Raw genomic sequence first — 22,865 nt, forward strand, 5'->3', positions numbered from 1 at the left:
TCTCCACGATTTTCCAATTGTGACTGTTTGGAAAATTTTGTTAAGACAAATCACCAATGATCACGACGAATCATTGGTGAATTTACATCAAAGACAACGATTATTTCACTGTTTTACCAGCTTTAACATTCGCCAGTATTTGTGCTCTTTCTTTATCAGATAATGAAATTAATCCTGCTTTATCTAATTTAGAGCCTTTACCTGATACTTTTTTACTTAAAAAATATTCTGTAAATTGAGGTAAACCTTTAATTGCTTTTAAATGCTCGCCCTTGACATAAAAATACAATGGACGTGACACTGGATAAGAACCATTAAGAATGGTTTGCTCAGATGGACTAACATTATTGACCGTTGCAACACGTAATTTATCTTTATTTTGATCGTAGAAACCTAGACCAAATACGCCTACTGCACTTGGTGAAGTTTTTAGACGTGCTAGCGTTTCAGTATAGTCACCAGAAATTTCAATTACACGACCATCTTTACGGAAATTAGAACATGCTTTCTTTTGTGCATCTTTATCTAAAGCTTTAATCGCAGCATAGGTTTCACAACCTACATCTACCATTTTCTCTTGGAATACTTCACGTGTACCATGATTTGAAGCAGGAATCACCAAAGTAATCGGTTCATTTGGTAACGATTTATCAATTTGATTCCAACGAGTATATGGGTTTGGAATCATTTTACCATTGGCTGGTAGTTCAGCTGCAAGCGCAGCATAGACATGCTGTGGACGTAGTTTATAAGCTGCTTTTTTAGCATTTGAGGCAAAGACGATACCGTCATAACCAATTTTAACCTCAATGACTTGATTTACACCTGCTTTTTTACATGCAGCAAGTTCAGTATCTTTAATTTTGCGCGATGAATTGGCAATATCAATGGTGTTATCACCAGTACCATTACAAAACTGTTTCAAGCCACCTGATGAACCACCAGAACCTACCACTGGGGTTTTAAATTGTGGAAATGTATTACCAAATTCTTCAGCAACAATACTGGCATATGGCAAAACAGTTGAAGATCCAGCAATTTGAATAGTGTCTCGAGCTGCATTTGCCGTAGTTGCTAGAAGTTCCCCAGAAACTGTTAAAGCTAGTGCGATATACGTTAAGCGCATTGTCTTCTCTCTTTATGAAGCGTTAATTCAAGTACGCCACTTTTTATTGTGTGTTGTACTTTTGGTCAGGTTCATTTTGAGTTTGAAATATGACAATGAGATTACAACAATATGACGCTTTAATGATAATTAAAATGAATATCACAATTTTAAATGAATGAATTTAAACTGTGGTCTTTGTTGTTGTCATCTATTTTCAATATATTAATTTTTAAAATTATCAATTATATTTCATTTTATGTATATGCATCATATCGATTGAATATCCTATAAAACACAGCAATACCAGAATGCTCTACCAGATATATCATCGTTGCGGTTTATACGATATTTCAACTCTTAAATAAACCTATATAAAAAAGCATCCAGTTGGATGCTTTTTTATAGATTCAAGAGTGACATTTAGTCAATCGCAGGGGTATAACAACCATCAGCAATTGCACCTTTAATCCGTTCAGCCTCAGCAAGCACCAGTGCAAGTAAATTTTTTACATTCTCTAATGTTGCAACAGGGCTCAAGGTGGTCATTTTCAAAGATTGAACTTGACCTACTTTAGTTACACCAATATTGGCTTCACCACGTGCAAATAGCTCATCAGCAACATTTTGATTTAAACTATCGAGCAATTCGACTGGATAGCCTTCTGGCACAACCCGGAATAATACAGAAGCAAATTGTGGTTCAACCAATAGTTCTAAACCATCCGTTGCTTGAATATAATCTGCAACTTGACGTGTCAGCACGACACCATGATCAATCATTGAACCATATAGCGTTTCACCCAATGCCTCAACGGTCATCCACAATTTTAGTGCATCAAAACGACGTGTAGTCTGCAATGATTTTGATACTAAATTCGGCACACCATGTTCTTCATCATATGCAGAATTTAAATATTCGGCTTCATAATGCATAAAACGATAGTTAGCTTCATCTTTAAGTAAAAAAGCACCACAAGAGATAGTTTGGAAATAATGCTTATGGAAATCTAAGGTCACAGAGTCAGACAATTCAATACCATCTAACATCGAGCGATAATCATTCGATAGAATTAATGCACCGCCCCATGCAGCATCAATATGCATCCATGTGCCATATTGCTGGGTAATGTCACGAATTTCTTTTAATGGATCAATCGCACCAGCATCAGTTGTCCCAGCAGTTGCCACCACACATGCCACAATCTTACCTTCAGCATGAAGATGCGCCATTGTTTTCGCTAATGCATCAACATCCATTTGCGCACGGTCATTCACTGGAACAGTGACCACTGACTGAAAGCCCATGCCCATCATCGCCATATTCTTTTGTACAGAAAAATGTGCGTTTTCAGAACAGATTACTTTCACATTCCGCATTGCATCAGCAGGGATACCATCACGCTGTACCGACCAAGGCTGGCCATGTTCATCTTGCCAATGTTTTGCAATACAAGCATCACGTGCCAGCAATACGCCCATCAAGTTAGATTGAGTTCCACCAGAGGTAAATACACCTGCTTGACCAGAACCATAACCCACTTTTTGACGTAACCAGTCAATTAACTGCACTTCCATTAATGAACCCGCAGGACTTTGATCCCATGAATCCATTGATTGGTTCGTCGCATTAATCAAAACTTCTGCGATCTGACTGGTCACCATTGTCGGACAATGTAAGTGTGCCAATGAATGAGGATGATGAACTTTTAAACTTTTATTGAGAAAAAGTTCAACCATACGATCTAATGATTTTTGTATACCCATACCATCTTTAGATGGATTAAATGCAATTGCGCTGCGCAGCGCTTTAATGCTTCCGCCAGTATACATTTGATCGTTTTGCAACCATGCAGAAACGGCTTTCACCGCTTCGCCCATTGCTGACTGATAGTCAGCAATGGATTGTGCATCATTGCAGAATAAGGCTTTACGATGTTCTGCAAAATCAACCATTATGCGCCTCGAACTGCAACAAGTGCGTCAGCAATTGCTTTCTTAAAGCGAACAATTACTTCTTCACATTCAGCTTGTGTAATAATTAACGGGCAAAGCAAACGAATCACCGTACCGTTACGACCACCTTTTTCTAACAATAACTGATGGTCAAAACATGCCGCTTGAATTGCCGCAGCCAATTGCGAATCACCAGGTAATGAGCCCATATGATCAGCTTTTTGACGTTCGTCAACAATCTCGATACCAATCATTAACCCACGACCACGCACATTACCAATACATGGAAATTCCAGTGCTAATTTTTTAAGTTCAGCTTGTAAAAAATCACCACGTTCAGTTGCATTTTGTGCCAAGTTTTGTTCTTGAATGGTTTGGATCGTAGCAAGACCAGTCCCCATTGCCAACTGATTACCACGGAATGTACCGGTATGACCAGCAGGCTGCCATGCATCAAACTTACGTTTAATACCAAGAACAGCAAGTGGTAAACTTCCACCCACAGCCTTAGACATCACCACAACATCAGGCTCAATCCCAGCATGTTCAAAGGCAAACATTTTCCCTGAACGTGCAAAACCAGCTTGAACCTCATCAAGGATCAATACAATATTGTGCTTTTCGGTTACTTCACGGATTTTTTTCAACCATTTAACGGGTGCTGTTACCACGCCACCCTCACCTTGAATCGCTTCAAGAATCACTGCGGCAGGTTTAGTAACACCACTTTCCACATCTTCAATAAAGTTTTCAAAATAATAGGTTAATGCATCGACACCCGCTTCACCACCTAAACCTAATGGACAACGGTATTCATGTGGATACGGCATGAATTGTACACCAGGCATTAAACCATTGACGGCATTTTTTGCAGACAGATTACCTGTCATAGCCAATGCACCATGTGTCATACCATGATAGCCACCGGAGAAGCTAATCACAGAACTTCGACCTGTATAGGTCTTTGCTAATTTAATTGCTGCTTCTGTGGCATCTGCACCAGATGGACCACAGAACTGTAGACAATACTCAGCCTTACCACCAGGTAACTGCGCAAGTAATGCTTCAGTAAAAGCATCTTTTAACGGTGTTGTTAAGTCTAAAGTATGCAATGGAAGACCACTCGCGAGAGTGTCTTGAATACTTTGAATGACCGCAGGGTGATTATGGCCTAATGCCAATGTCCCTGCCCCAGCTAAACAGTCAAGGTACGTTGTACCTTCAACATCGGTAACCCAACAACCTTGTGCTTTCGCTATCGCTAACGGTAATTTACGTGGATAACTACGCACATTCGATTCCATCTGACTTTGGCGAGTCAAGTAGTATTCGTTTGTGGAATTGGTGGCAGGGTTTACAGAAGTAACGCTCATATCGAATTACCATCTCTGATATGGGTTGAAAGAAATAAGTCTGGTGACTTGCGGTCCTTTGACTCGGTGCTTTTTAGATCTAGTTAGACTTTTATCTATTCACATAACTAGGAGCGCGATGATACCTAATTTTTGAAGAAAATAAACTGTTTTAATGCTTAAAATCTTTAAAATTTATATCCATCTAACTATTGGTTGGGATTATGGTCTGACTGTGTGACAAGGTAAAGAAAATACTCATTTTTTTACAAAAGTTATCATATTAATCACCATTTATTGATGATTATTGCAATTTTTAATTAATATATCATTGATATAACAGTATTTTATGCCTATATCACCCTAAAATAACAGCGTAAAAATTATGGATAAAATATTAAATATCAAAAAGATAAATAAGATAATTGCTTTAAGTATATTTGATGATAAAGGCTTGATTTGACGAAATTTAACACGATTGTTTACTTACATATGTCACACAAACTCTACTTAAATATCGCATAAATTAAAAATATGTTATTTATAAACAACTCATTCTAAATCAGAAAGGCACAATATGCGTTATCTCTTGACAACTTCATTGCTCTTTATGGCAGGTATCAGCTCAACACTTTATGCGCAAGATAATACATCGCTCAACTACAATATTGCCAATATTCAAGCTGAAGCAAGTCGTGATGTTGCAAATGATGAAATGCATGCCGTATTGTATATTGAGAAATCAAATAAACAGCCCACATTACTTTCTTCTCAAATTAATCAAGCCATGAATCAGGCGATTGCAATAGCTAAAAAATATCCAAGTGTTAAACTCAGTACAGGCGCACAAAGTTCTTATCCAGTTTATAATAATGACAATCGAAAACTACAAGAATGGCGTGGTCGTGCTGAAATTCGTCTTGAAAGTACAGACTTTAAAGCAACCAGTGAACTGATTAATGCCTTACATCAAAACTTTCAAACCCAATCTGTCAGTTTTACAGTTTCAGAAGCACAGCGCAGTAAAGTTGAAAATGAACTGATTGTCGAAGCATCTAAAAATCTGCAACAACGTGCACAATTATTAACCCAGACATGGAGTAAATCTGGCTATAACCTAGTCAACCTTCAAATTAATACACAAAATTATTATTCACGCCCTGTATTTGCTGAAATGGCAATGGCAAAACTGTCCAGCAGTGCTGATGCTCCACCACAAGAAATGGCAGGCGGTGAATCAAAAGTATCAGTTTCAGCCAGTGGTACGATTCAATTTAAATAATCGATCAGATAGGATTGCCATATTACATGATGGCAATCCTGATACACAGTAGAAAAAATAATCCAACAAAACCATCAAACACACAACCGATCAAAAACCATTTAGCAAGCGTTTAGCCAAGTCATCAAGATCTCTTTAATAAACCATATTAATGCAAAACAGTAGATGCCATATTTAATCCTCATCCATCCATATCCAAGGATATTAAACAGGTATATTTGAAAGCTACATGGATATTTTTATTTTTAACAGGCAAACTTTGTGTTGTATATCCGCCGACATCCAGTCACTATCACATTGATCACACATAGACGTATCGAATCTACACGATTATCCTCTATTTCGTTTAAGCTTTATTTAAGCTTTTGCTTTTATGATCAAATCCTTATCCGTATGTAACAAAGATGTAATATTTTTTACTTTCAATTGAAACATATTCTGCTAAATTGCATTTTTATTTTTTGCTCTTATACTGTATGACTGCATCACAACTCAACCTTGATCTTTTTACCCTGATCAACTCAAGTAATCAAAGCTTTACTTGGTTGACTAAATTTGGGTTATTTATTGCCAATGATTTACTGTATCTGTTGATCATGATTTTTGCGATCTGCTGGTTACGTGGCGGCACCCTGATTAAAACCTATATTTTTAAAGCTTTTATTTTTACTGCAATTGCACTCTGTATCAGTTTAAGTTTTTCTAATCTATTCTATTTTCCAAGACCTTTCACTTTAGGTATCGGTCACCAAATTTTAGCGCATACAGCCAATGGTTCCTTTCCTAGTGATCATATGCTCATTTTTAGTTGTATTGCTTTCTCTTATTTATTCTCTCCGTTTAAAAAATTAGGCATATTATTACTCTGTGTTGCATTGCTGGTTGGTTGGTCACGTGTTTTTGTAGGCGTCCATTTCCCTGTTGATATTCTGGGAGGCTTTACGTTGGCATTTATAGTGAACTTGATTGGTTTTAAATTATGGCAACAACACCAAGAGCGTATCATGCGCTTTATTCTTAAAATATACTCTACATGCTGCAAGCCATTAATTAATAAAGGTATTATTAAATAAAATTTAAATCATATGATGCGCTTATAATAACAGCTACAGTTTTGAGTCAAGTAATATGCCCATCCATGATGATGGGCTAATTGCAGTGATATATGAATGACCCTTTGATTTATAAAAAATAAACCATATAACTGCTTAATCTATATAATTGATCTACTCAATTGATTGTGCAATTCGAATAAATGCTTCAAGCAAAGGTGAAAGATGATTTTGACTTTTTACAGCCAAGCCTATCGACCTTTTAACATTGGGTATTAAAGGATGTTTACTCACATTTGGGTATAAACTTAATATACTTTTATCTACTGCCATATCGGCAACAATAGAGATTCCCATCTGATTATTCACCATATTAATAATGGTTAAAATTTGCGAAAAAGTACATTTAATATTGGGTGTTAGATTGGCTTTTTTAAACATGTCACTCACATGTTCCTGACTCCCAGCAGCAGTCATTAAAAATGGATACTCAATCACTTGCTGTAAAGAAACAGCATTATTTTGCGCGAGTGGATAATTTTTAGGAATTAAAGCAACAAAAATATCTTCAATAATAGGATAGGTATAAAAACGATCATCTGGCAGCACTTTAAAACCAATATCAATTTTACCCTCAATAAGCCACTGTGCAATTTGTTGATCTGTTCCTTCCTCAATTAAAATTTCTATCTCTGGATACTTTAAAATAAATTTTTCTAAAATGAGCGGAATTAGGACATTTGATGAAGAGGCACCAAACGAGCCTATTCTGATTGTACCTGATCGAATGCCGTTGAATGCGGCAATTTTTTGCTCTAAACCATATCGACTATGTAAGATATCATTACTATAAATTAATAATTCTTCACCAAGTACGGTCAGTTCAACCTCATTTTTATTCCGATAAAATAAACGTACATTCCATTGTTGTTCTAATGCTTTTAATGCATGTGATACAGCAGATTGTGAAATATTTAACCGCTTTGCTACCGCTGTAAAACTTTTCAATTGCGCAAGCATAGAAAAAATTTCTAATTGAACAAATGTCATCAGATTTAATATGAGTAAAAACTCATTTTATCATGACTATAGATTAGTTTTATATTAAAACCATCCAGAATGAGCAAATCGGGCTGATCAATGTTAAATAGATGACGTAATCATCTCTGCTTAATAATTGATTTAAAACGTGATTATTGTTCATCATGATATAATTTTTTTATTTCATATCCAGTTGGTTTTTAAAGATTTTTGGCAATTTATAGAATTCATATCAATCTATATCGAACTAATTACGCTTTAAAAACATTAAACATCACATCGTATAAAAGCTTATGTTTAGTCTAATCTCCATATTTTTCCCTAGTATTAGCTTAATATTATTAGGATATTTTTTAAAATCGAAAGAACTTTTAAATTTGAATTTTTGGGATGGTGCTGAACGACTAAATTACTATATTTTATTTCCTTCACTTTTATTTCTATCATTGGCAAAAGTCGAAACCAATATCTTAGATCTAAAATCAACACTGATGATCATCGCGATTGTCATCAGTATAATCATCATCACCACATATTTAATCGCTAAAATACGTAAAACACCAATTCAACGTATAGGTGTATATATTCAGAGCTTTATTCGCTTTAATACTTATATTGGCTTATCCATTGCACTCAGCTTTAACAATGAACAAATCAAAAGCATTTTAGTCAGTATCTTAGCCTTAAGCATACCCGTAGTGAATATCGTATCTATCATTTCTCTTACAGCGAAATCTGAGCTAAATTTTACCAATATCACGATTGCTTTAATAAAAAATCCTTTAATTAATTCATGTATTCTAGGGATAATCTGCAACTACTTTTCAATCCCAATCTGGCAAGGACTGGAAAGCTTATTGGTTATTTTATCCAATAGCAGTTTAATGCTGGGCTTATTATGTGTAGGTTCTGCTATTGAACTAACCGTGATCATGCAACATTATCAAAAAGCCCTTGCCGTCAGTTTAATCAGATTAATTCTAATTCCCTCATTTGTTATCTTATTAAGTTATTTCATTCCATTAGCATCAGTTAACCTTATCGCAATCATGATTTTTTTCTCTATTCCAACTGCATCTTCTGCTTATATTCTTACTAAAATTTTAAAAGGTGATCATGAATTAATGGCTGGAATTATCAGTCTACAAACGATACTTTCTGCTTTTTCTTTACCGTTGATGATTTATTTAATTCGCTAGATGTTACTCACCATTGATCTATGATTACAATAGAAAAAGGCTCAATCCATTTTGCCATCAGACCCTAGGTTATAGTCGATAATTGCTCATATATGCTGTATGATTTTAAAATATCAATTATTAAGTATTAAAATATTTAACTGCTAATTCTGTGATATATCTATCTCGGCTTAAACGATAAATTATTTTTATGTATTACGGACAAAATAAATATTCACTCAAACAGTAATAGACTGCGTGTTTTTATGATAATAGAGATAAAAGCTTATAAAAAATAGCCAAAAAGTAGTATCTAATTTGCACATTTAAATGGATTCTAACATTCGCATTTCGTATAATCGCCCAATATTATTGCCATCATGTTAATTTTAAAAACGTTAACGGATATTATTAATAATGATCCCATTACCTCATTCAAAATACTCTATTCGAACTGCCTGTTTATCTGATATAGACCAACTTATTTCAATAGAAAAGTCCGCCTCAAAAGTATTTCTCACTATACCTCACTTAGCTTGGATTGCTGACAGTGAAACTATTACACGTGAATTGCATATCAAATTTATAACAGATTATTATGCATTTGTTGCGATCGATGAATCTGGTCAGCTTGTAGGTTTTTTATATTCAAAAAAATATAATAACGATTTATATATATTAGAAGTTGATGTCGATCAAACTTGCCAAAAACAAGGTATTGGTCGACAGCTCATCCAGACACTAATTGATCAGGCAAAAAAAGCAGAAATAAAACAAATCACATTGACAACATTTAAGAATGTTATCTGGAATCAGTTCTTTTATGAAAAACTTGGATTTAAGATATTTATTAATAATTTACCAATTTATCTAGCGGATATTATCAATGATGAAATATCAGCAGGCTTTTCAAGAGAAAGTCGTTGTGCGATGTATTTAAAAATTAAGTAGTTTTTATTAAACACGAATCTTACATAAAACTTAGACTGTATAATTTAATAAAGTGATAAAAATTCATCTCATAAACTCACTTTATTAACTTAGTGTCGTGCAAATTATATTAATTTGAGCAAGACTAAATTTTTAAATGCAGAATTGGATAAGGCTTACCTTGACCATCTAATTCAGACCGAGCTATTATTTTAAACCCTAATTTTTCATAAAATCCCACTGCCTGAAGATTCTGTTCATTAACATCTACTTTGTCTATTTTTAATGCTGTGACTGCAAAATTAGTTAAAATCCGCCCTATCCCTTTCCCCCTAAATATGGGATCAATAAACAACATTTCTATATTGTCACTACTTGTCCCCATAAAACCTAATATTTTTCCATCTTGAACATATTTATAAAGTAATACCTGATAAAAATATTCATTAAGTATTAAAGGTCTTAAGCGAATAATTTCCTCTTCAGGCAAGAAATGATGCGTCGCTCTTACTGCACTTTCCCAAATATCAATCAGAGTAGAAAAATCACTTTCAGATGCTTTTTGTAACATAGAATATCCTCAACAATTAAATAGATCATCATGGTAAAACAGCTATGTTTAGCATAAAATTTTTTATACTGTTACGATATTTTACATTCTATAGTGATTAAAAAAGGTTAGTACAGCAGCAGCTACAATTACAACCGATTAAGAAGAAAGAATTAAGTTTTTTAATTATTTAATAATTAAAAATTTAGCCATCAGCAAAACTTTTATCACAACTCGATTTAGTTCAAAATCTAACGATGATTTATCGACATAATTCGATAACTTTGACTGATACGCCAATAACCATAAGCTTGAATGATAAACCATGATACTTCCAATAATGCAAATAGCATGATCATTGGATGTGTCTTATAAAACACAATGTTATAGATAAACCATATTGAAAACAGCAATCGGCCAATTGAGTCATAAAATCCATATTGTGGTAAAGGATGTCGAATTCTTAGTACTGACCATACAATTACAATTGAACCAAATAGATTCACAAACAAAATATGTGAGGGTGCAAAAGAAGGTATAGGTGCTATTAAATTTAATATGTTATATACGACTTGAAATGTCCATGGTGTTACAAAAGGTAATGTAAATACGAAGTCATAAAGTGCTGACGCTTTTACGATTTTTTGATATTGCATGATATTCATTAATATTCTCTAGGATAAAAATTTGACTAGTTCATAAAAAAATTTATCCTAAACCTTAGAGTTAACTCCAAAGTCAATAGTGATCTATATTGGAATAAAGCATGAATATTAGTAAATTAGCTAAGAAATGTGATGTATCGACTGACACAATACGCTACTATGAAAAAAAAGGACTGATGAAGAGTCCATTACGTCAAGATAATGGATATCGACTATATTGTGAAATAGATCTGGTTCGACTTCAGTTTATTCGTACAGCAAAAAAACTAGGATTTACATTAGAAGAAATCCGCATATTTCTACCTGAAATTCAAGATAACCAGTTGTATAAAAAAGATTTAGAAAATAAATTACAGCAAAAAGTTATTCAAATTGATAAAAAAATTACTGATTTACAACACCTTAAAGTAGATATTGTGAATACATTACAACTACTTAAATGCAATACAGATACGCCTCTAAATTTAAATCAATTGATAGATTGACTTTAAGCTTTACTAAAAAATGAAGCATGAGTAAATGTAAAATCTGGTCAAAAAACAAGCTTTCAACCCGTCTAATTTAAGTGAAAGATAAACTGGATCACAGTTACAATTAGAGCTGGTTAAATATCAATGATTAGGATAAGCATGTAAATATAAAGTAACCCGATCAAGGCTGAATAGCATTCATATACACGTTAAACAGCAATATTATTTCTCAATAATTCATATCGTTAAAAGTATTTAAAAGTTATGGCGATTAATTTTTTTAACCTCCCATTTAAGCTCTGCTTAACCTCCCATCGTAGTCTATTGCATGTTATTGCATCACATAACAAAAAGGCTCAATCCCTTTTGGAATCAAGCCTTAGTGTAATATTACATTATGATAGGAATTGCTAGTAAATCGCCATATGATTGCGATGAATCATCTCTAAAGAGCGTGCTTCACCTAAAACTTGATAAACTTTATCTGATGATAAACCTTTCACGATTTCAGCAGAACGTGAACTAAAATTTACACGCCCTACCGCAACTCGTCCACCTTCGGAATCGACACATTCCACCACATCACCACGTTCAAAGTGACCTTCAACAGCTTTTACACCAACAGGCAATAAACTGCGATGATTTTCTTTAATGGCTTTGATGGCACCATCATCAATCACTAAACGACCTGCTGTCTGTAAATGTGCTGCCAACCATTGCTGATGTGCAGTGATTCGATCATTATCAGTGACAAATAAAGTACCCAGCATTTCACCTGACATCAAACGAGATAGGACGTGATCACTATCGCCACTGGCAATTAATGTCGGACAACCTGATTTTGCCGCTAGACGCGCAGCTCTGACTTTGGTCAACATACCGCCACGACCAAATTTGCCACCGCCCCCTGCCATATCAAACAAACGATCATCTAAGGCACGAACTGTATCAAATAGCTTGGCCTCTGGATTTGAACGTGGATCAGAATCAAACATGCCTTGCTGATCCGTTAAAATAATCAGCAGATCTGCATGAACTTGACCTGCAACCATGGCAGCTAAGGTATCATTATCCCCAAAACGGATTTCATCTGTCGATACAGTATCATTTTCATTAATGACTGGAATCACACGCCAGTCAATTAAATGCTGTAATGCATCACATGAATTTAGATAACGGCGACGATCAGCAAGATCATCATGGGTCAACAGTACTTGTGCCGTTTGAATCTGCAATTGTTCTAATACACTGGACCAAGTCTGAATGAGGCCCATTTGACCAATAGCAGCACACGCCTGAAGACTGGGTAGATCGGTGGGTCGTTGTGTCAATTTCATACGAACCATTCCCTCTGCAACAGCACCTGATGACACTAAAATAATTTCATGTCCTGCACGGTGTAGATTGGCTATTTGCTGTGCCCAATGCGAAATTGCATTTAAATCTAAACCTTGCCCATTTGCTGTAAGTAAAGATGATCCAATCTTAACAACGATTCGTTTACAGCCCTTAAGCTGACGCTGTCCATCTACCACTTCTATCATCTTGTCCTCAGTCACACTTTACTTTATTGCGTGATTAACGTACGTAATACACTTCTGCTTCACCATCATCTTCATCATCTTCATCATCTTCAGCCAAAAGGCCTTCAAGACGCTGTTGACGGCGCATTTCACGATAAGCTTCTTTTGCAGCAATGGTTTGTTCACGTGTTTCAGCTTCCAACTGATCACGGAAGGCTTTCATTTCTGCAGCATATTCAGGATTTTCAACTTCTAATTCATGCTGCTTTTCAATTTCATCCATCAAATAGTAGACGACGTCTTTCGTTCCTTCAGCAGTTAAACCAGATGTTTTAAATACTGGGCCTTGCCAATCTAATTCTTGTAGAATGTGATTACACCATTCTTCACGAGCATCTTCAGGAATTTGATCTAATTTATTCAAAACCAAAACCATCGGTAATTTTGCCAAAGCGGGAGAAAACTTCTCTAATTCAGCCATAATTGCACGCGCATTATGGACAGGATCAGAGCCATCAATCGGCTGTACATCAACAATATGTAATAAAATACGAGTTCGTGCTAAATGTTTTAGAAAACGAATTCCTAAGCCAGCGCCCTCTGCTGCACCTTCAATTAAGCCAGGAATATCAGCCATCACAAATGAACGATGACGATCAGCATCCACCACACCTAAATTAGGCACCATGGTGGTAAATGGATAATCTGCAACTTTAGGCTTAGCTGCAGAAACTGCACGAATAAAGGTTGACTTACCCGCATTTGGCATACCCAATAAACCGACATCTGCCAGTACTTTTAATTCTAGACGAATATCACGGAATTCGCCTTTAAAACCATGGGTACATTTACGTGGTGTACGATTGGTAGAGGATTTAAAATGGGTATTACCTAAACCACCATCGCCACCTTTGGCAACCAATACGCGTTGACCGTCTTCAATCAAATCACCAATAATATCGCCAGAATCTGTATCAACAATGGTGGTCCCTACAGGTACTTTCAGTACAATCGATTCACCGCCACGGCCTGCACAGTTTGCACCTGCACCATTTTTACCACGTTCAGCACGAAATCTGCGCGTATAGCGATAATCAACAAGGGTACTCGTATCATCATCTGCTTCAATATAAACACTGCCGCCACGACCACCATCACCACCATCTGGCCCCCCAAAGGGTACAAATTTTTCACGGCGAAAACTGGCTACGCCATTGCCACCGTCGCCAGCCTCTACGGTAATGACTGCTTCATCAACAAAGCGCATAATGCCAATCCTCTAAAAACTATAAAATCGCTTATTCTGCCATATATTAAAGTATTTCTCGAATAGATTTATGCAACAATACAATAAATTTCACGAATGTTTTTTTTATCTTTACTCATCATGACTATTTTTTATATTCTTTATTCAAAAAATACCACTTATTCACATATTATTCCGATAAGCATGATGACAATATCATACAACGCTACACCAGATCATTTGGTCTGCTGCAATGATATCAACAGACCAAATCTATACCGTATATAATCGTCACCAATCCTAATCGCTGTTAATGATTGTGTATAGTTGTTCTTTGATTTACTGTATCTTTTTTACATGTATAGTTTTGGAATAGTGTAAGCTGATCAGAAAAATGTGCATCAGCCTGTCCATTTTGATCAATAAAACCACTTTGACCCGGTGCTAGAATTGAACACATCGTCACCTGCTTAGGATCAAGGACCACTTGAAATGAAGCACTGCCCGTATTGCCATAAACCATGGTTTTTTGTTGATAAGCCAGATCAGCCCAAGGGATACCAATAGAATTTTTAGTGGAAAACCCCATGGTTGCGACAGGAATTTTCCAATCCTTTGGATCATTGGAATGATAGTGTTTCTCCAAATCATGGACAGCATTTTCCAGCGCAGTTAAGACCACCGTCTGACTGGTTTGTCCCTGTAAAAAATCTATAGATTGAGGTACAGTTGATTGCTCGGCTTGTAGTGCATTCCAAATCAGTTTTGCAGCACTGGCAGGTTGCGTACTTCTTGGATCTTGATCCACTGGATACAGCATATCTGTATATCGATTATAAATACTTTCAGATAAATTTGGTTTTAATACCAATTCAATCATTTGATTTAACCAAGCACGCATAATTACAGGTGCTGCACCTTGATAATACTGATTTTTCTGATCTGGACGTAATTGATAATCCCATGCGGTTAATAACGGTAATAATCTTTTTACTGCTTGTGATGCTTGTGGACTCTGAGCAGCTTGAATCATTGCTGGCATAAAATAACGAGCATTCAAATCGGACCAAGCACCAGTTTGATTGATTTGCCAAATTTGCTGTTGCGTGAGTTTTTGTTGATTTTCTAAGGGAGCAATTAATTCATTGACGCGATCAACATAAGAAAAATTAGAAGAGTCTGAACGTAAATCAGCATAAGCTTTATTATTCCAACTCACAATATAACCTTTTTCTGGGTTATATTCTTTTGGATTAAAAGAAAAATCATAAAAGCCTTGCCATTCCATACTGCCATCGCCCTGTGCCGGAAACTGCACATTTTGAGTGATTGGTCGTATAGGTAAACGCCCCAACGCAGCAACACCAATATTATTATCAATATCCGCATAAAACCAAGTAATAGAGGCTGCAACACGACTTGCTTGTTTTAAAAAATCATCCCAGTTCGTCGCTTTAGCAGCATTGGCCCATCCCAATAAAGTTTCAACTTCAACACCTTCCCAACTCCGTCGTTGCGCATAAGCAAGATGATTCTGCTCATCCCAAGCATGAATAAAGCCTTGTTTACTCTTATAAACATCTAAAATATGATCAGGCTGTCCACGTACCTTAATGTTGACTTGACGATGTTCTAATGGAATATATTTGCCTTGATATAAATATTCTTTGCGATTATTTGGATTTAAGCTCAATTGATAAAAATCATTGGTATCTAATGATCCCACCGTTGAGCCCCATGCAATTTGGCTATTGGTCCCAAATAAAATCGCAGGTAAACCTAATGGTGTAATTCCAGTTAAATTATATCCAGCACCATGTAAACTGACACTATAAGTAATTGCAGGCGTATACCAGCCTTGTTGAGGTCCATTGTATAATACTGCATGGCCTTCATGAGTTTTTTCACCTTTGACCAGCCATGCATTACTGGCTGTTGGCACACCGTCAATGACTCCCTGTCCTAAAGCCATACGAGAATCTGCTAAATAATGCGCTGCGGCCTGTTTGGAAATCGGGTGTATTCGGCTTAAAGTTGCATTTTCGCTCTCTGCAATCGGAAGTTTGGACTTAAATTCAATAATTGTAGGTGCACTTGGATCATCAAGCCAACGAAGTTGTTGATATACTTTTAAACCCTCAGTCTGTCCTTTTTCAGCTTGTAATTGTGTCAATAAATCTAGATTGGTAATTTCTGAACTGGCTGCAAAAAAACGATTTAAGATCAATCCTCCCCAAATCATTACAATATCTTCTGAATGCCAAATCGATGGTTTAAAATTATAATCAATAAACTCTTTTGGCATTAATGCAGGATTTTTTAATACTTCTTGAATTCTGTTATTAAAACCTGCCGCATATCCATCAAATATTACTCGATCTTCTGGAGAAAGCTGTGCTAATTGTTGTTTAATTTGTTCGGGATCAAAACGACTATGTGTCGCAATATCATATTTAAGATATTCTGCCCCCAGTACCTCTGCAACTGTACCCTGTCCTGTCCGTTTTGACATTTCCATCTGGAATAAACGATCTGTCGCTACGGCATAACCATATCCATAAAATAATCCATAAGAATCATCCGCATAAATATGTGGACTACCAAAATGATCACGCTGAATAGTGACTTTTTGATGTGATGAATGTGTCTGAGAGGTTGCAACACTCTGACATCCTGCCATAAATGTACAACTTAGACTTAAAAGTCCATATCGAAGCCATCTATTTGATCGAACAAAGACATGACTTAACTGAAAATTTTTCAACGTAAATATCCTTACTTTCATTTTTATTGCACATGAACGCGACATTTATCTGCCAATACAGATCAATGCATGCTTATTCACTGATGAACTAACCTTGTTCATGGCTTTATTTATTAACACTTATCCATGTAATTTTCCATTATTATTAAGGTATATTGTTATACTTAAATTAGAAATATCAATTAAAACAAAGGGTAAATATCTATTTGATTGATTATCCAGTCCTTATAAATAATATGGCTGTGAAAAGTGGTTGTCTTCAACCCTGTTTCACAGCCATCATCATTCGATCTAATGGTCAATTTATCACAATTATGAATTAACTTTTATTTTCAATAAAATGAACCAAATTATTTTGTACCCAATCAATTAAATGATTAACTTTTTCAGCCACTTGCGATCCAATAAGTGTCAATTGATATTCTACTTTTGGTGGAACTGTTGGATAAACCGTGCGTAGAATAAACCCATCTTTTTCAAGAATTTTTAAAGTTTGCGCTAGCATTTTCTCACTAATGCCATGAATACGATTTTTGAGTTCACTAAAGCGATGAACACCCTGACTTAAGCAATGTAAAACCAATATTGACCATTTATGTGTAATATGTTCCAAGATTTCACGTGAAAAACACTCTACAGATAAAACCTGACCAAGTAGGTGAGTTGTTGTCGTTGTCGAAATTACATTCATGATTTTAATTTTCACCTCATATTGCTTTTTATTATCTTATTATTCACAAATTAACAGATTATTTTTTCACCTTCAAGCATCACAGCTCAACTATTTTTTTAAGCGCAATAAAAATTATACTCAAATTAAATCACAATCATTATAATAAAATTAATAATATTTTTCAATATCTTAAATACAATTCTAAATCAAAGCAATAATACCTTACAAGCCAAGCCAACCCTTTTTTTTCAATCATCATGATTGAATATTTATCACATAATTAAATAGATATATCTTTAGATGTATCAACATCAATTCCAACGGCTAAAATAACAGTGAAGTCGCGCTAAGTATGACAATCATGGTCATAAAACCATCCGCTAGATTATATTTGAAATCTTGTGCCATTGGACAACACAGTCAAAGTGATAAACTTCAACCCCATTCATACAGCGCTTTACACTAAAATTAAGTGCGAAAGAAATCGCTTAATGATAGTGGATGGACTGCAATTTTTTACAACACCAATAGTGAAAAACGCTCATGGCAAATAAATTTGAATTCAACATTCGTGTCTATATTGAAGATACAGATGCCGGTGGTATTGTTTACCATGCCAATCATATCCGTTTTATGGAACGGACACGTACCGAATGGTTACGTGCATCAGGAATTGATCACTACTGGCACCAAAAAGATTATCACTTCGTTGTTCATAAAGTAAATGTCAAATATATGCGTCCAATTTTAATGGATGATTTAATTACAGTCACTGCAAGTGTGGTTTCTTGTAAAGCGACATCTTTTGTGTTGCAACAAAATATTTATCGTGGTGAAATTATGCTAGCATCTGGCGAAGTTGAATTAGCATGTATTAGTACTGATGCGATGAGACCGGTCAGATTACCTAAAGAGATTCATGAACTGATTCGCAAAGAATTGGAACAGGACTAAAAAAATTAATTGGCTCAATGTAACTATGGCAACTCAATTAGAATCAACACTTCACGTATCAGATCTTATTCTTCAAGCAAGCCCTGTTGTTCAATTCATCATGCTTTTGCTGCTATTCGCATCACTGTATAGCTGGTATTTAATTGCTAAGTTACATATGAGTTATAAAAAAGCGCATGCTGAAGATGAACATTTCCAAAAAATTTTTTGGTCTGGGGCTGAACTCAATACCCTTTATAATAATGCTCAACTTAATTCTAAACGTGTTGGTTTAGAAGATATTTTCTATCAAGGCTTAGGAGAATTCTTTAAGCTAAAAAAACGCCAAGCATCAACAAATCAAACCATTGAAGGTACTGAGCGTATTTTACGCGTCGGTCTTAGTCGTGACCAAAGTGGTTTAGAAGCCGGCCTAAGCGCATTAGCCAGTATTGGTTCTGTTGCACCGTATATTGGTTTATTCGGTACAGTTTGGGGTATCATGAATGCATTTATTGGCTTGGCTGATGTAGAGCAAGTCACCTTGGCAACAGTTGCGCCGGGCATTGCAGAAGCACTGATTGCAACAGCAATTGGCTTGTTTGCAGCGATTCCTGCTGTTTTGGCATTTAACCATTACACCGCAAAAGGAGAGTCAATTTATTCAGATCGTGCACTGTTTGCAGAAGAAATGATTGCATTATTGCAACGTCAATCTCTAAGTTCTCATCAGGATATAGAATAATGGCAATTCAGCGTTCAGGACGTTTCGAGCGTATTAAAAAACCTCTTAAAAGTGACATGAATGTCGTACCTTATATTGATGTTATGCTGGTACTTTTAGTCATTTTTATGGTAACAGCCCCCATGATTACCAGTGGAATAAAAGTTGATTTACCACAAGCCAATAATACGCCTATAGAATCTGCACAAACACCTGCGATTGTCAGTTTAGATAAAAATGGACAATATTTTTTAAAATATAAAAATTTAGGTTCTAATCAACCACTCAGTATAGATCAATTAACCACTATTCTTACTGAAGCTCAAAGTTCAGCTCAAGCTGAAAATCAGCAGCTTAATGTGATTATTGAAGGTGACAAGACACGCTCATATGGTGATGTCATGTCACTAATGAATAGTCTGCAACAAGCTGGATTAACTCAAGTAGGTCTATTGACTGAGCCATTAAACTAAATGAAAGATTTTCATCGCCCCCCTTTCAAACAAAACGCTATCGCAATTGGATTTACGCTAAGTGTACATCTGGTTGCTATTGTTGGTTTAATTTATTGGGGTATGAGCACTCCCCCCAAACCACCTCAACCCATTAAAACAGTCTTAATCAAACCAAGTGACCTACAAAACATTACTGATTTTAATGAAACTACAGATCAAAACCTGAATTTGGAAATAACGCAGACCAATGATGCTGAACTTAACGCACCAATCATTCCAGTGCCTACTCCTACTCAAAATATACAGCGCTTAGATCTTAAAGCCACCGAAGATACTAAAAAAGCAGAACTAGAAACAAAAGCCAAAGCCGATGCTGCAGAAAAAGCCAAAGCCGATGCATTAATAGCCATTCAAAAAGCAGCTGAAGAGGCTAAAAAAGCAGAAGTAGAAGTAAAAAATAAAGCAGAGGCGGCTGCAAAAGCTAAAGCCGATGCAGCAGACAAAGCCAAAGCCGATGCAGCAGCTAAAGCCAAAGCCGACGCAGCAGCTAAAGCCAAAGCCGATGCTGCAGACAAAGCCAAAGCCGACGCAGCAGACAAAGCCAAAGCCGATGCAGCAGCTAAAGCCAAAGCCGATGCAGCAGCTAAAGCCAAAGCCGATGCAGCAGCTAAAGCTAAAGCCGATGCAGCAGCTAAAGCCAAAGCCGATGCAACAGCTAGAGCCAAAGCCGATGCAGCAGCTAAAGCCAAAGCCGACGCAGCAGACAAAGCCAAAGCCGATGCAGCAGCTAAAGCCAAAGCCGACGCAGCAGCTAAAGCCAAAGCCGACGCAGCAGCTAAAGCCAAAGCCGATGCAGCAGCTAAAGCCAAAGCCGACGCAGCAGCTAAAGCCAAAGCCGATGCAGCAGCTAAAGCCAAAGCCGACGCAGCAGCTAAAGCCAAAGCCGATGCAGCAGCTAAAGCCAAAGCCGACGCAGCAGCTAAAGCCAAAGCCGACGCAGCAGCTAAAGCCAAAGCCGATGCAGCAGCTAAAGCCAAAGCCGACGCAGCAGACAAAGCTAAAGCTGATGCAGCAGCTAAAGCCAAAGCCGATGCAGCAGCTAAAGCTAAAGCCGATGCAGAAGCCTCCGCAGCAAAAAAGGCAGCTGAAGAATCAGCCAATAAAAAAGCTGAAGCGAAACGTATAGCCTCATCAGCAAAGAAAGATTTTGAAAGTAAAATCTATCGGGTTTGGGATACACCAACGGGTTCAAATGGTAAAAAAGCAACGGCTCGCGTCACATTAAGTGATAGTGGTGCAGTGCAATCTGTCATTGTAAATTCAAGCGATCCAGATATGAAAGCCAGTATTGAAGCTGCAATTCGTGCAGCAGCACCATACCCAATGCCTGCAGATGCAGATGCGCGTAAAGAAGCTCGATCCTTTAGTTCAACCTTTACCTCCAAATAATCAAATTCAGGCCATAATCTCTTTATGGCCTATTGATTTTTAATACTATTTTATTACTTATTACTTATTTTTAGTGTTTTTTTACAGTTCTTAATCAGGAGATACTTTAAATAAAAAAAAATCGTGCCATTATGTCAAATAATCACAACAGAGAAAAAATCTTTTTGATTTGAGTAAACAACCAATGATGCAAAAGACACGAAAACATCTACTCTGCTTAGCTATTTTTACTGCTTTAGGCGCAACATTATGTGTCAGTGCACAAGCACAACTCCAATTAGAAATTGCTAAAGCTCCTGAAGAGGCGCCTAAAATTGCCATTATTCCTTTTTTAAATGATGCAACGATCTACACGATTGTCGAAAATGATTTAAATCATTCTGGGAAATTTACCAGTTCATCGAAAAATTTAGCTGCAACTGCAAGTTTAAATCAACCCAATGCCGCTGCTTGGCAAACAGCAGGCGTTCCTTATGTCGTTACTGGTGAAGTCAAAACAAATCCAAATGGTGGATATGATGTACAGTATCAGCTTTACGATGTGCAAAAACAACAATATCTATTAAATGAAGTTCTTAATGTTCCTGCAAGTAGAATCCGTGCTGCAGCCCATATGATTAGTGATGCCATTTATGAAGCACTCACAGGCATTAAAGGTGATTTTAGCGGTCGTATCGCTTATGTTCTACGTAATCCAGCCACACCGGCTGAACGCTATACCTTACAAATTGCGGATACAGATGGCGAACAACCGCGTACTATTTTGACTTCACGTGATCCAATTTTATCACCAACATGGACACCTGACGCCAAAAAAATTGCTTATGTATCTTTTGAAACCAAACGTCCTGCTATTTATCTGCAAGACTTAGCAACAGGCCAACGTGAAAAATTAGCCAGCTTTCGTGGATTAAATGGTGCACCAAGTTTCTCTCCAGATGGAAAAAAAATGCTCTTTACAGCATCCATGAATGGTAATCCCGAAATTTACCAAATGGATTTACAAAGTCGAGAATTAAAACGTTTAACACATGATAGTTCAATTGATACCGAAGCTCGCTATATGCCAGATGGCCAGTCTTTTATCTTTACCTCAGATCGCGGTGGCGCACCACAAATTTATCAATATGACCTAAATACGGAAAGTACAAAACGCTTGACCTTTAGAGGAACATTTAATGCACGTGGCGCAGTAAGTGCTGATGGTAAAAAACTGGCATTGGTACATCGAAGCAGTGGCAGTAATTATAAAATTGCTGTACAAGATCTTAAATCTGGTGTGGTGAATATCATTACCCCAACCAGTTTGGATGAATCACCCAGTTTTTCACCTAACAGCCAAATGGTAGTCTATGCAACGCAAGAAGGTTCACGTGGCTTACTCTCAATCGTCTCTTTAGATGGTCGATTTAAAATGAATTTACCGAGTGAACAAGGTGAAGTTCGCGAACCAGCTTGGGCACCTAAATAATCCTTTGCAATAATCAATTAAAGTGATATGCACGTCACTCACTTAA

The 22,865-nt window shown here is 36.4% G+C and carries 20 protein-coding genes; 10 read left to right on the plus strand and 10 right to left on the minus strand.

Features of this window, described 5'->3' with window-relative positions; genetic code table 11:
- Nucleotides 1-100: 100 nt before the first annotated feature.
- The 3 genes from QSG86_RS14685 to QSG86_RS14695 all read right to left on the minus strand — a co-directional run bounded on the left by QSG86_RS14685 (nt 101) and on the right by QSG86_RS14695 (nt 4,434).
- Nucleotides 101-1,126, minus strand: a complete 1,026-nt coding sequence (locus QSG86_RS14685) for a substrate-binding domain-containing protein (protein ID WP_317032179.1) — start codon at nt 1,124-1,126, stop codon at nt 101-103.
- Nucleotides 1,127-1,528: 402 nt separating this feature from the next.
- Nucleotides 1,529-3,061 carry an aspartate aminotransferase family protein gene (locus tag QSG86_RS14690; RefSeq protein ID WP_317032180.1) on the minus strand — a complete coding sequence of 511 codons (1,533 nt, stop codon included), beginning with the start codon at nt 3,059-3,061 and terminating at the stop codon, nt 1,529-1,531.
- On the minus strand, nt 3,061-4,434 hold the full coding sequence (locus QSG86_RS14695) for a diaminobutyrate--2-oxoglutarate transaminase (RefSeq protein ID WP_317032181.1): 1,374 nt from the start codon (nt 4,432-4,434) through the stop codon (nt 3,061-3,063). Before QSG86_RS14695 ends, QSG86_RS14690 begins: the two co-directional genes overlap by 1 nt.
- Before the next feature lie 556 nt (nt 4,435-4,990).
- On the opposite strand from QSG86_RS14695, the gene QSG86_RS14700 reads away from it, so the two are divergent.
- Together QSG86_RS14700 and QSG86_RS14705 are read left to right on the plus strand one after the other, a co-directional pair.
- Nucleotides 4,991-5,695, plus strand: a complete 705-nt coding sequence (locus tag QSG86_RS14700) for an SIMPL domain-containing protein (RefSeq protein WP_317032182.1) — start codon at nt 4,991-4,993, stop codon at nt 5,693-5,695.
- Between the two features lie 476 nt (nt 5,696-6,171).
- Nucleotides 6,172-6,768: a phosphatase PAP2 family protein gene (locus QSG86_RS14705; RefSeq protein ID WP_317032183.1), complete on the plus strand. Its 597-nt coding sequence runs from the start codon at nt 6,172-6,174 to the stop codon at nt 6,766-6,768.
- A gap of 153 nt (nt 6,769-6,921) precedes the next feature.
- Here QSG86_RS14705 and QSG86_RS14710 read toward each other — a convergent pair whose 3' ends face one another.
- Nucleotides 6,922-7,797 (minus strand): LysR family transcriptional regulator, encoded by an 876-nt coding sequence (locus tag QSG86_RS14710; protein WP_317032184.1) that lies wholly within the window; start codon nt 7,795-7,797, stop codon nt 6,922-6,924.
- Nucleotides 7,798-8,165: 368 nt separating this feature from the next.
- On the opposite strand from QSG86_RS14710, the gene QSG86_RS14715 reads away from it, so the two are divergent.
- Nucleotides 8,166-8,987 carry an AEC family transporter gene (locus tag QSG86_RS14715; protein WP_317032185.1) on the plus strand — a complete coding sequence of 274 codons (822 nt, stop codon included), beginning with the start codon at nt 8,166-8,168 and terminating at the stop codon, nt 8,985-8,987.
- 396 nt (nt 8,988-9,383) lie between these two features.
- Nucleotides 9,384-9,917: a GNAT family N-acetyltransferase gene (locus QSG86_RS14720; RefSeq protein ID WP_317032186.1), complete on the plus strand. Its 534-nt coding sequence runs from the start codon at nt 9,384-9,386 to the stop codon at nt 9,915-9,917.
- Between the two features lie 124 nt (nt 9,918-10,041).
- On the opposite strand, the gene QSG86_RS14725 is transcribed toward QSG86_RS14720, so the two are convergent.
- Together QSG86_RS14725 and QSG86_RS14730 are read right to left on the minus strand one after the other, a co-directional pair.
- Nucleotides 10,042-10,467 carry a GNAT family N-acetyltransferase gene (locus QSG86_RS14725; protein WP_317032187.1) on the minus strand — a complete coding sequence of 142 codons (426 nt, stop codon included), beginning with the start codon at nt 10,465-10,467 and terminating at the stop codon, nt 10,042-10,044.
- A 230-nt stretch (nt 10,468-10,697) separates the two neighbouring features.
- Complete coding sequence (locus QSG86_RS14730) at nt 10,698-11,102, minus strand: hypothetical protein (protein ID WP_317032188.1); 405 nt, start codon at nt 11,100-11,102, stop codon at nt 10,698-10,700.
- 110 nt (nt 11,103-11,212) lie between these two features.
- On the opposite strand from QSG86_RS14730, the gene QSG86_RS14735 reads away from it, so the two are divergent.
- Nucleotides 11,213-11,596 carry a MerR family transcriptional regulator gene (locus tag QSG86_RS14735; protein ID WP_317032189.1) on the plus strand — a complete coding sequence of 128 codons (384 nt, stop codon included), beginning with the start codon at nt 11,213-11,215 and terminating at the stop codon, nt 11,594-11,596.
- Nucleotides 11,597-11,991: 395 nt separating this feature from the next.
- On the opposite strand, the gene proB is transcribed toward QSG86_RS14735, so the two are convergent.
- The 4 genes from proB to QSG86_RS14755 form a co-directional block, all read right to left on the minus strand.
- Nucleotides 11,992-13,125 carry a glutamate 5-kinase gene (gene proB / locus QSG86_RS14740; protein WP_317032190.1) on the minus strand — a complete coding sequence of 378 codons (1,134 nt, stop codon included), beginning with the start codon at nt 13,123-13,125 and terminating at the stop codon, nt 11,992-11,994.
- A 34-nt stretch (nt 13,126-13,159) separates the two neighbouring features.
- Nucleotides 13,160-14,371, minus strand: a complete 1,212-nt coding sequence (cgtA, locus tag QSG86_RS14745) for an Obg family GTPase CgtA (protein WP_317032191.1) — start codon at nt 14,369-14,371, stop codon at nt 13,160-13,162.
- Nucleotides 14,372-14,660: 289 nt separating this feature from the next.
- A complete protein-coding gene (locus tag QSG86_RS14750; RefSeq protein ID WP_410487476.1) occupies nt 14,661-17,159 on the minus strand; it encodes a penicillin acylase family protein in 2,499 nt (832 codons plus the stop codon).
- A gap of 274 nt (nt 17,160-17,433) precedes the next feature.
- Entirely contained in the window at nt 17,434-17,796 is a 363-nt protein-coding gene (locus QSG86_RS14755; RefSeq protein ID WP_317032599.1) for a helix-turn-helix domain-containing protein, read from the minus strand.
- Nucleotides 17,797-18,330: 534 nt separating this feature from the next.
- Between QSG86_RS14755 and ybgC the strand changes: the two genes are divergently transcribed.
- The 5 genes from ybgC to tolB all read left to right on the plus strand — a co-directional run bounded on the left by ybgC (nt 18,331) and on the right by tolB (nt 22,819).
- Nucleotides 18,331-18,741: a tol-pal system-associated acyl-CoA thioesterase gene (gene ybgC, locus QSG86_RS14760; RefSeq protein ID WP_317032192.1), complete on the plus strand. Its 411-nt coding sequence runs from the start codon at nt 18,331-18,333 to the stop codon at nt 18,739-18,741.
- A gap of 25 nt (nt 18,742-18,766) precedes the next feature.
- Nucleotides 18,767-19,465 (plus strand): protein TolQ, encoded by a 699-nt coding sequence (gene tolQ, locus QSG86_RS14765; RefSeq protein WP_317032193.1) that lies wholly within the window; start codon nt 18,767-18,769, stop codon nt 19,463-19,465.
- Nucleotides 19,465-19,917: a protein TolR gene (gene tolR, locus QSG86_RS14770; protein ID WP_317032194.1), complete on the plus strand. Its 453-nt coding sequence runs from the start codon at nt 19,465-19,467 to the stop codon at nt 19,915-19,917. Before tolQ ends, tolR begins: the two co-directional genes overlap by 1 nt.
- Nucleotides 19,918-21,348 carry a cell envelope integrity protein TolA gene (gene tolA / locus QSG86_RS14775; protein ID WP_317032195.1) on the plus strand — a complete coding sequence of 477 codons (1,431 nt, stop codon included), beginning with the start codon at nt 19,918-19,920 and terminating at the stop codon, nt 21,346-21,348.
- 187 nt (nt 21,349-21,535) lie between these two features.
- Nucleotides 21,536-22,819, plus strand: a complete 1,284-nt coding sequence (tolB, locus tag QSG86_RS14780) for a Tol-Pal system beta propeller repeat protein TolB (RefSeq protein ID WP_317032600.1) — start codon at nt 21,536-21,538, stop codon at nt 22,817-22,819.
- Nucleotides 22,820-22,865: the final 46 nt, after the last annotated feature.

Origin of the sequence: Acinetobacter sp. SAAs474, assembly GCF_032823475.1 — a bacterium.
Lineage (GTDB): Bacteria > Pseudomonadota > Gammaproteobacteria > Pseudomonadales > Moraxellaceae > Acinetobacter.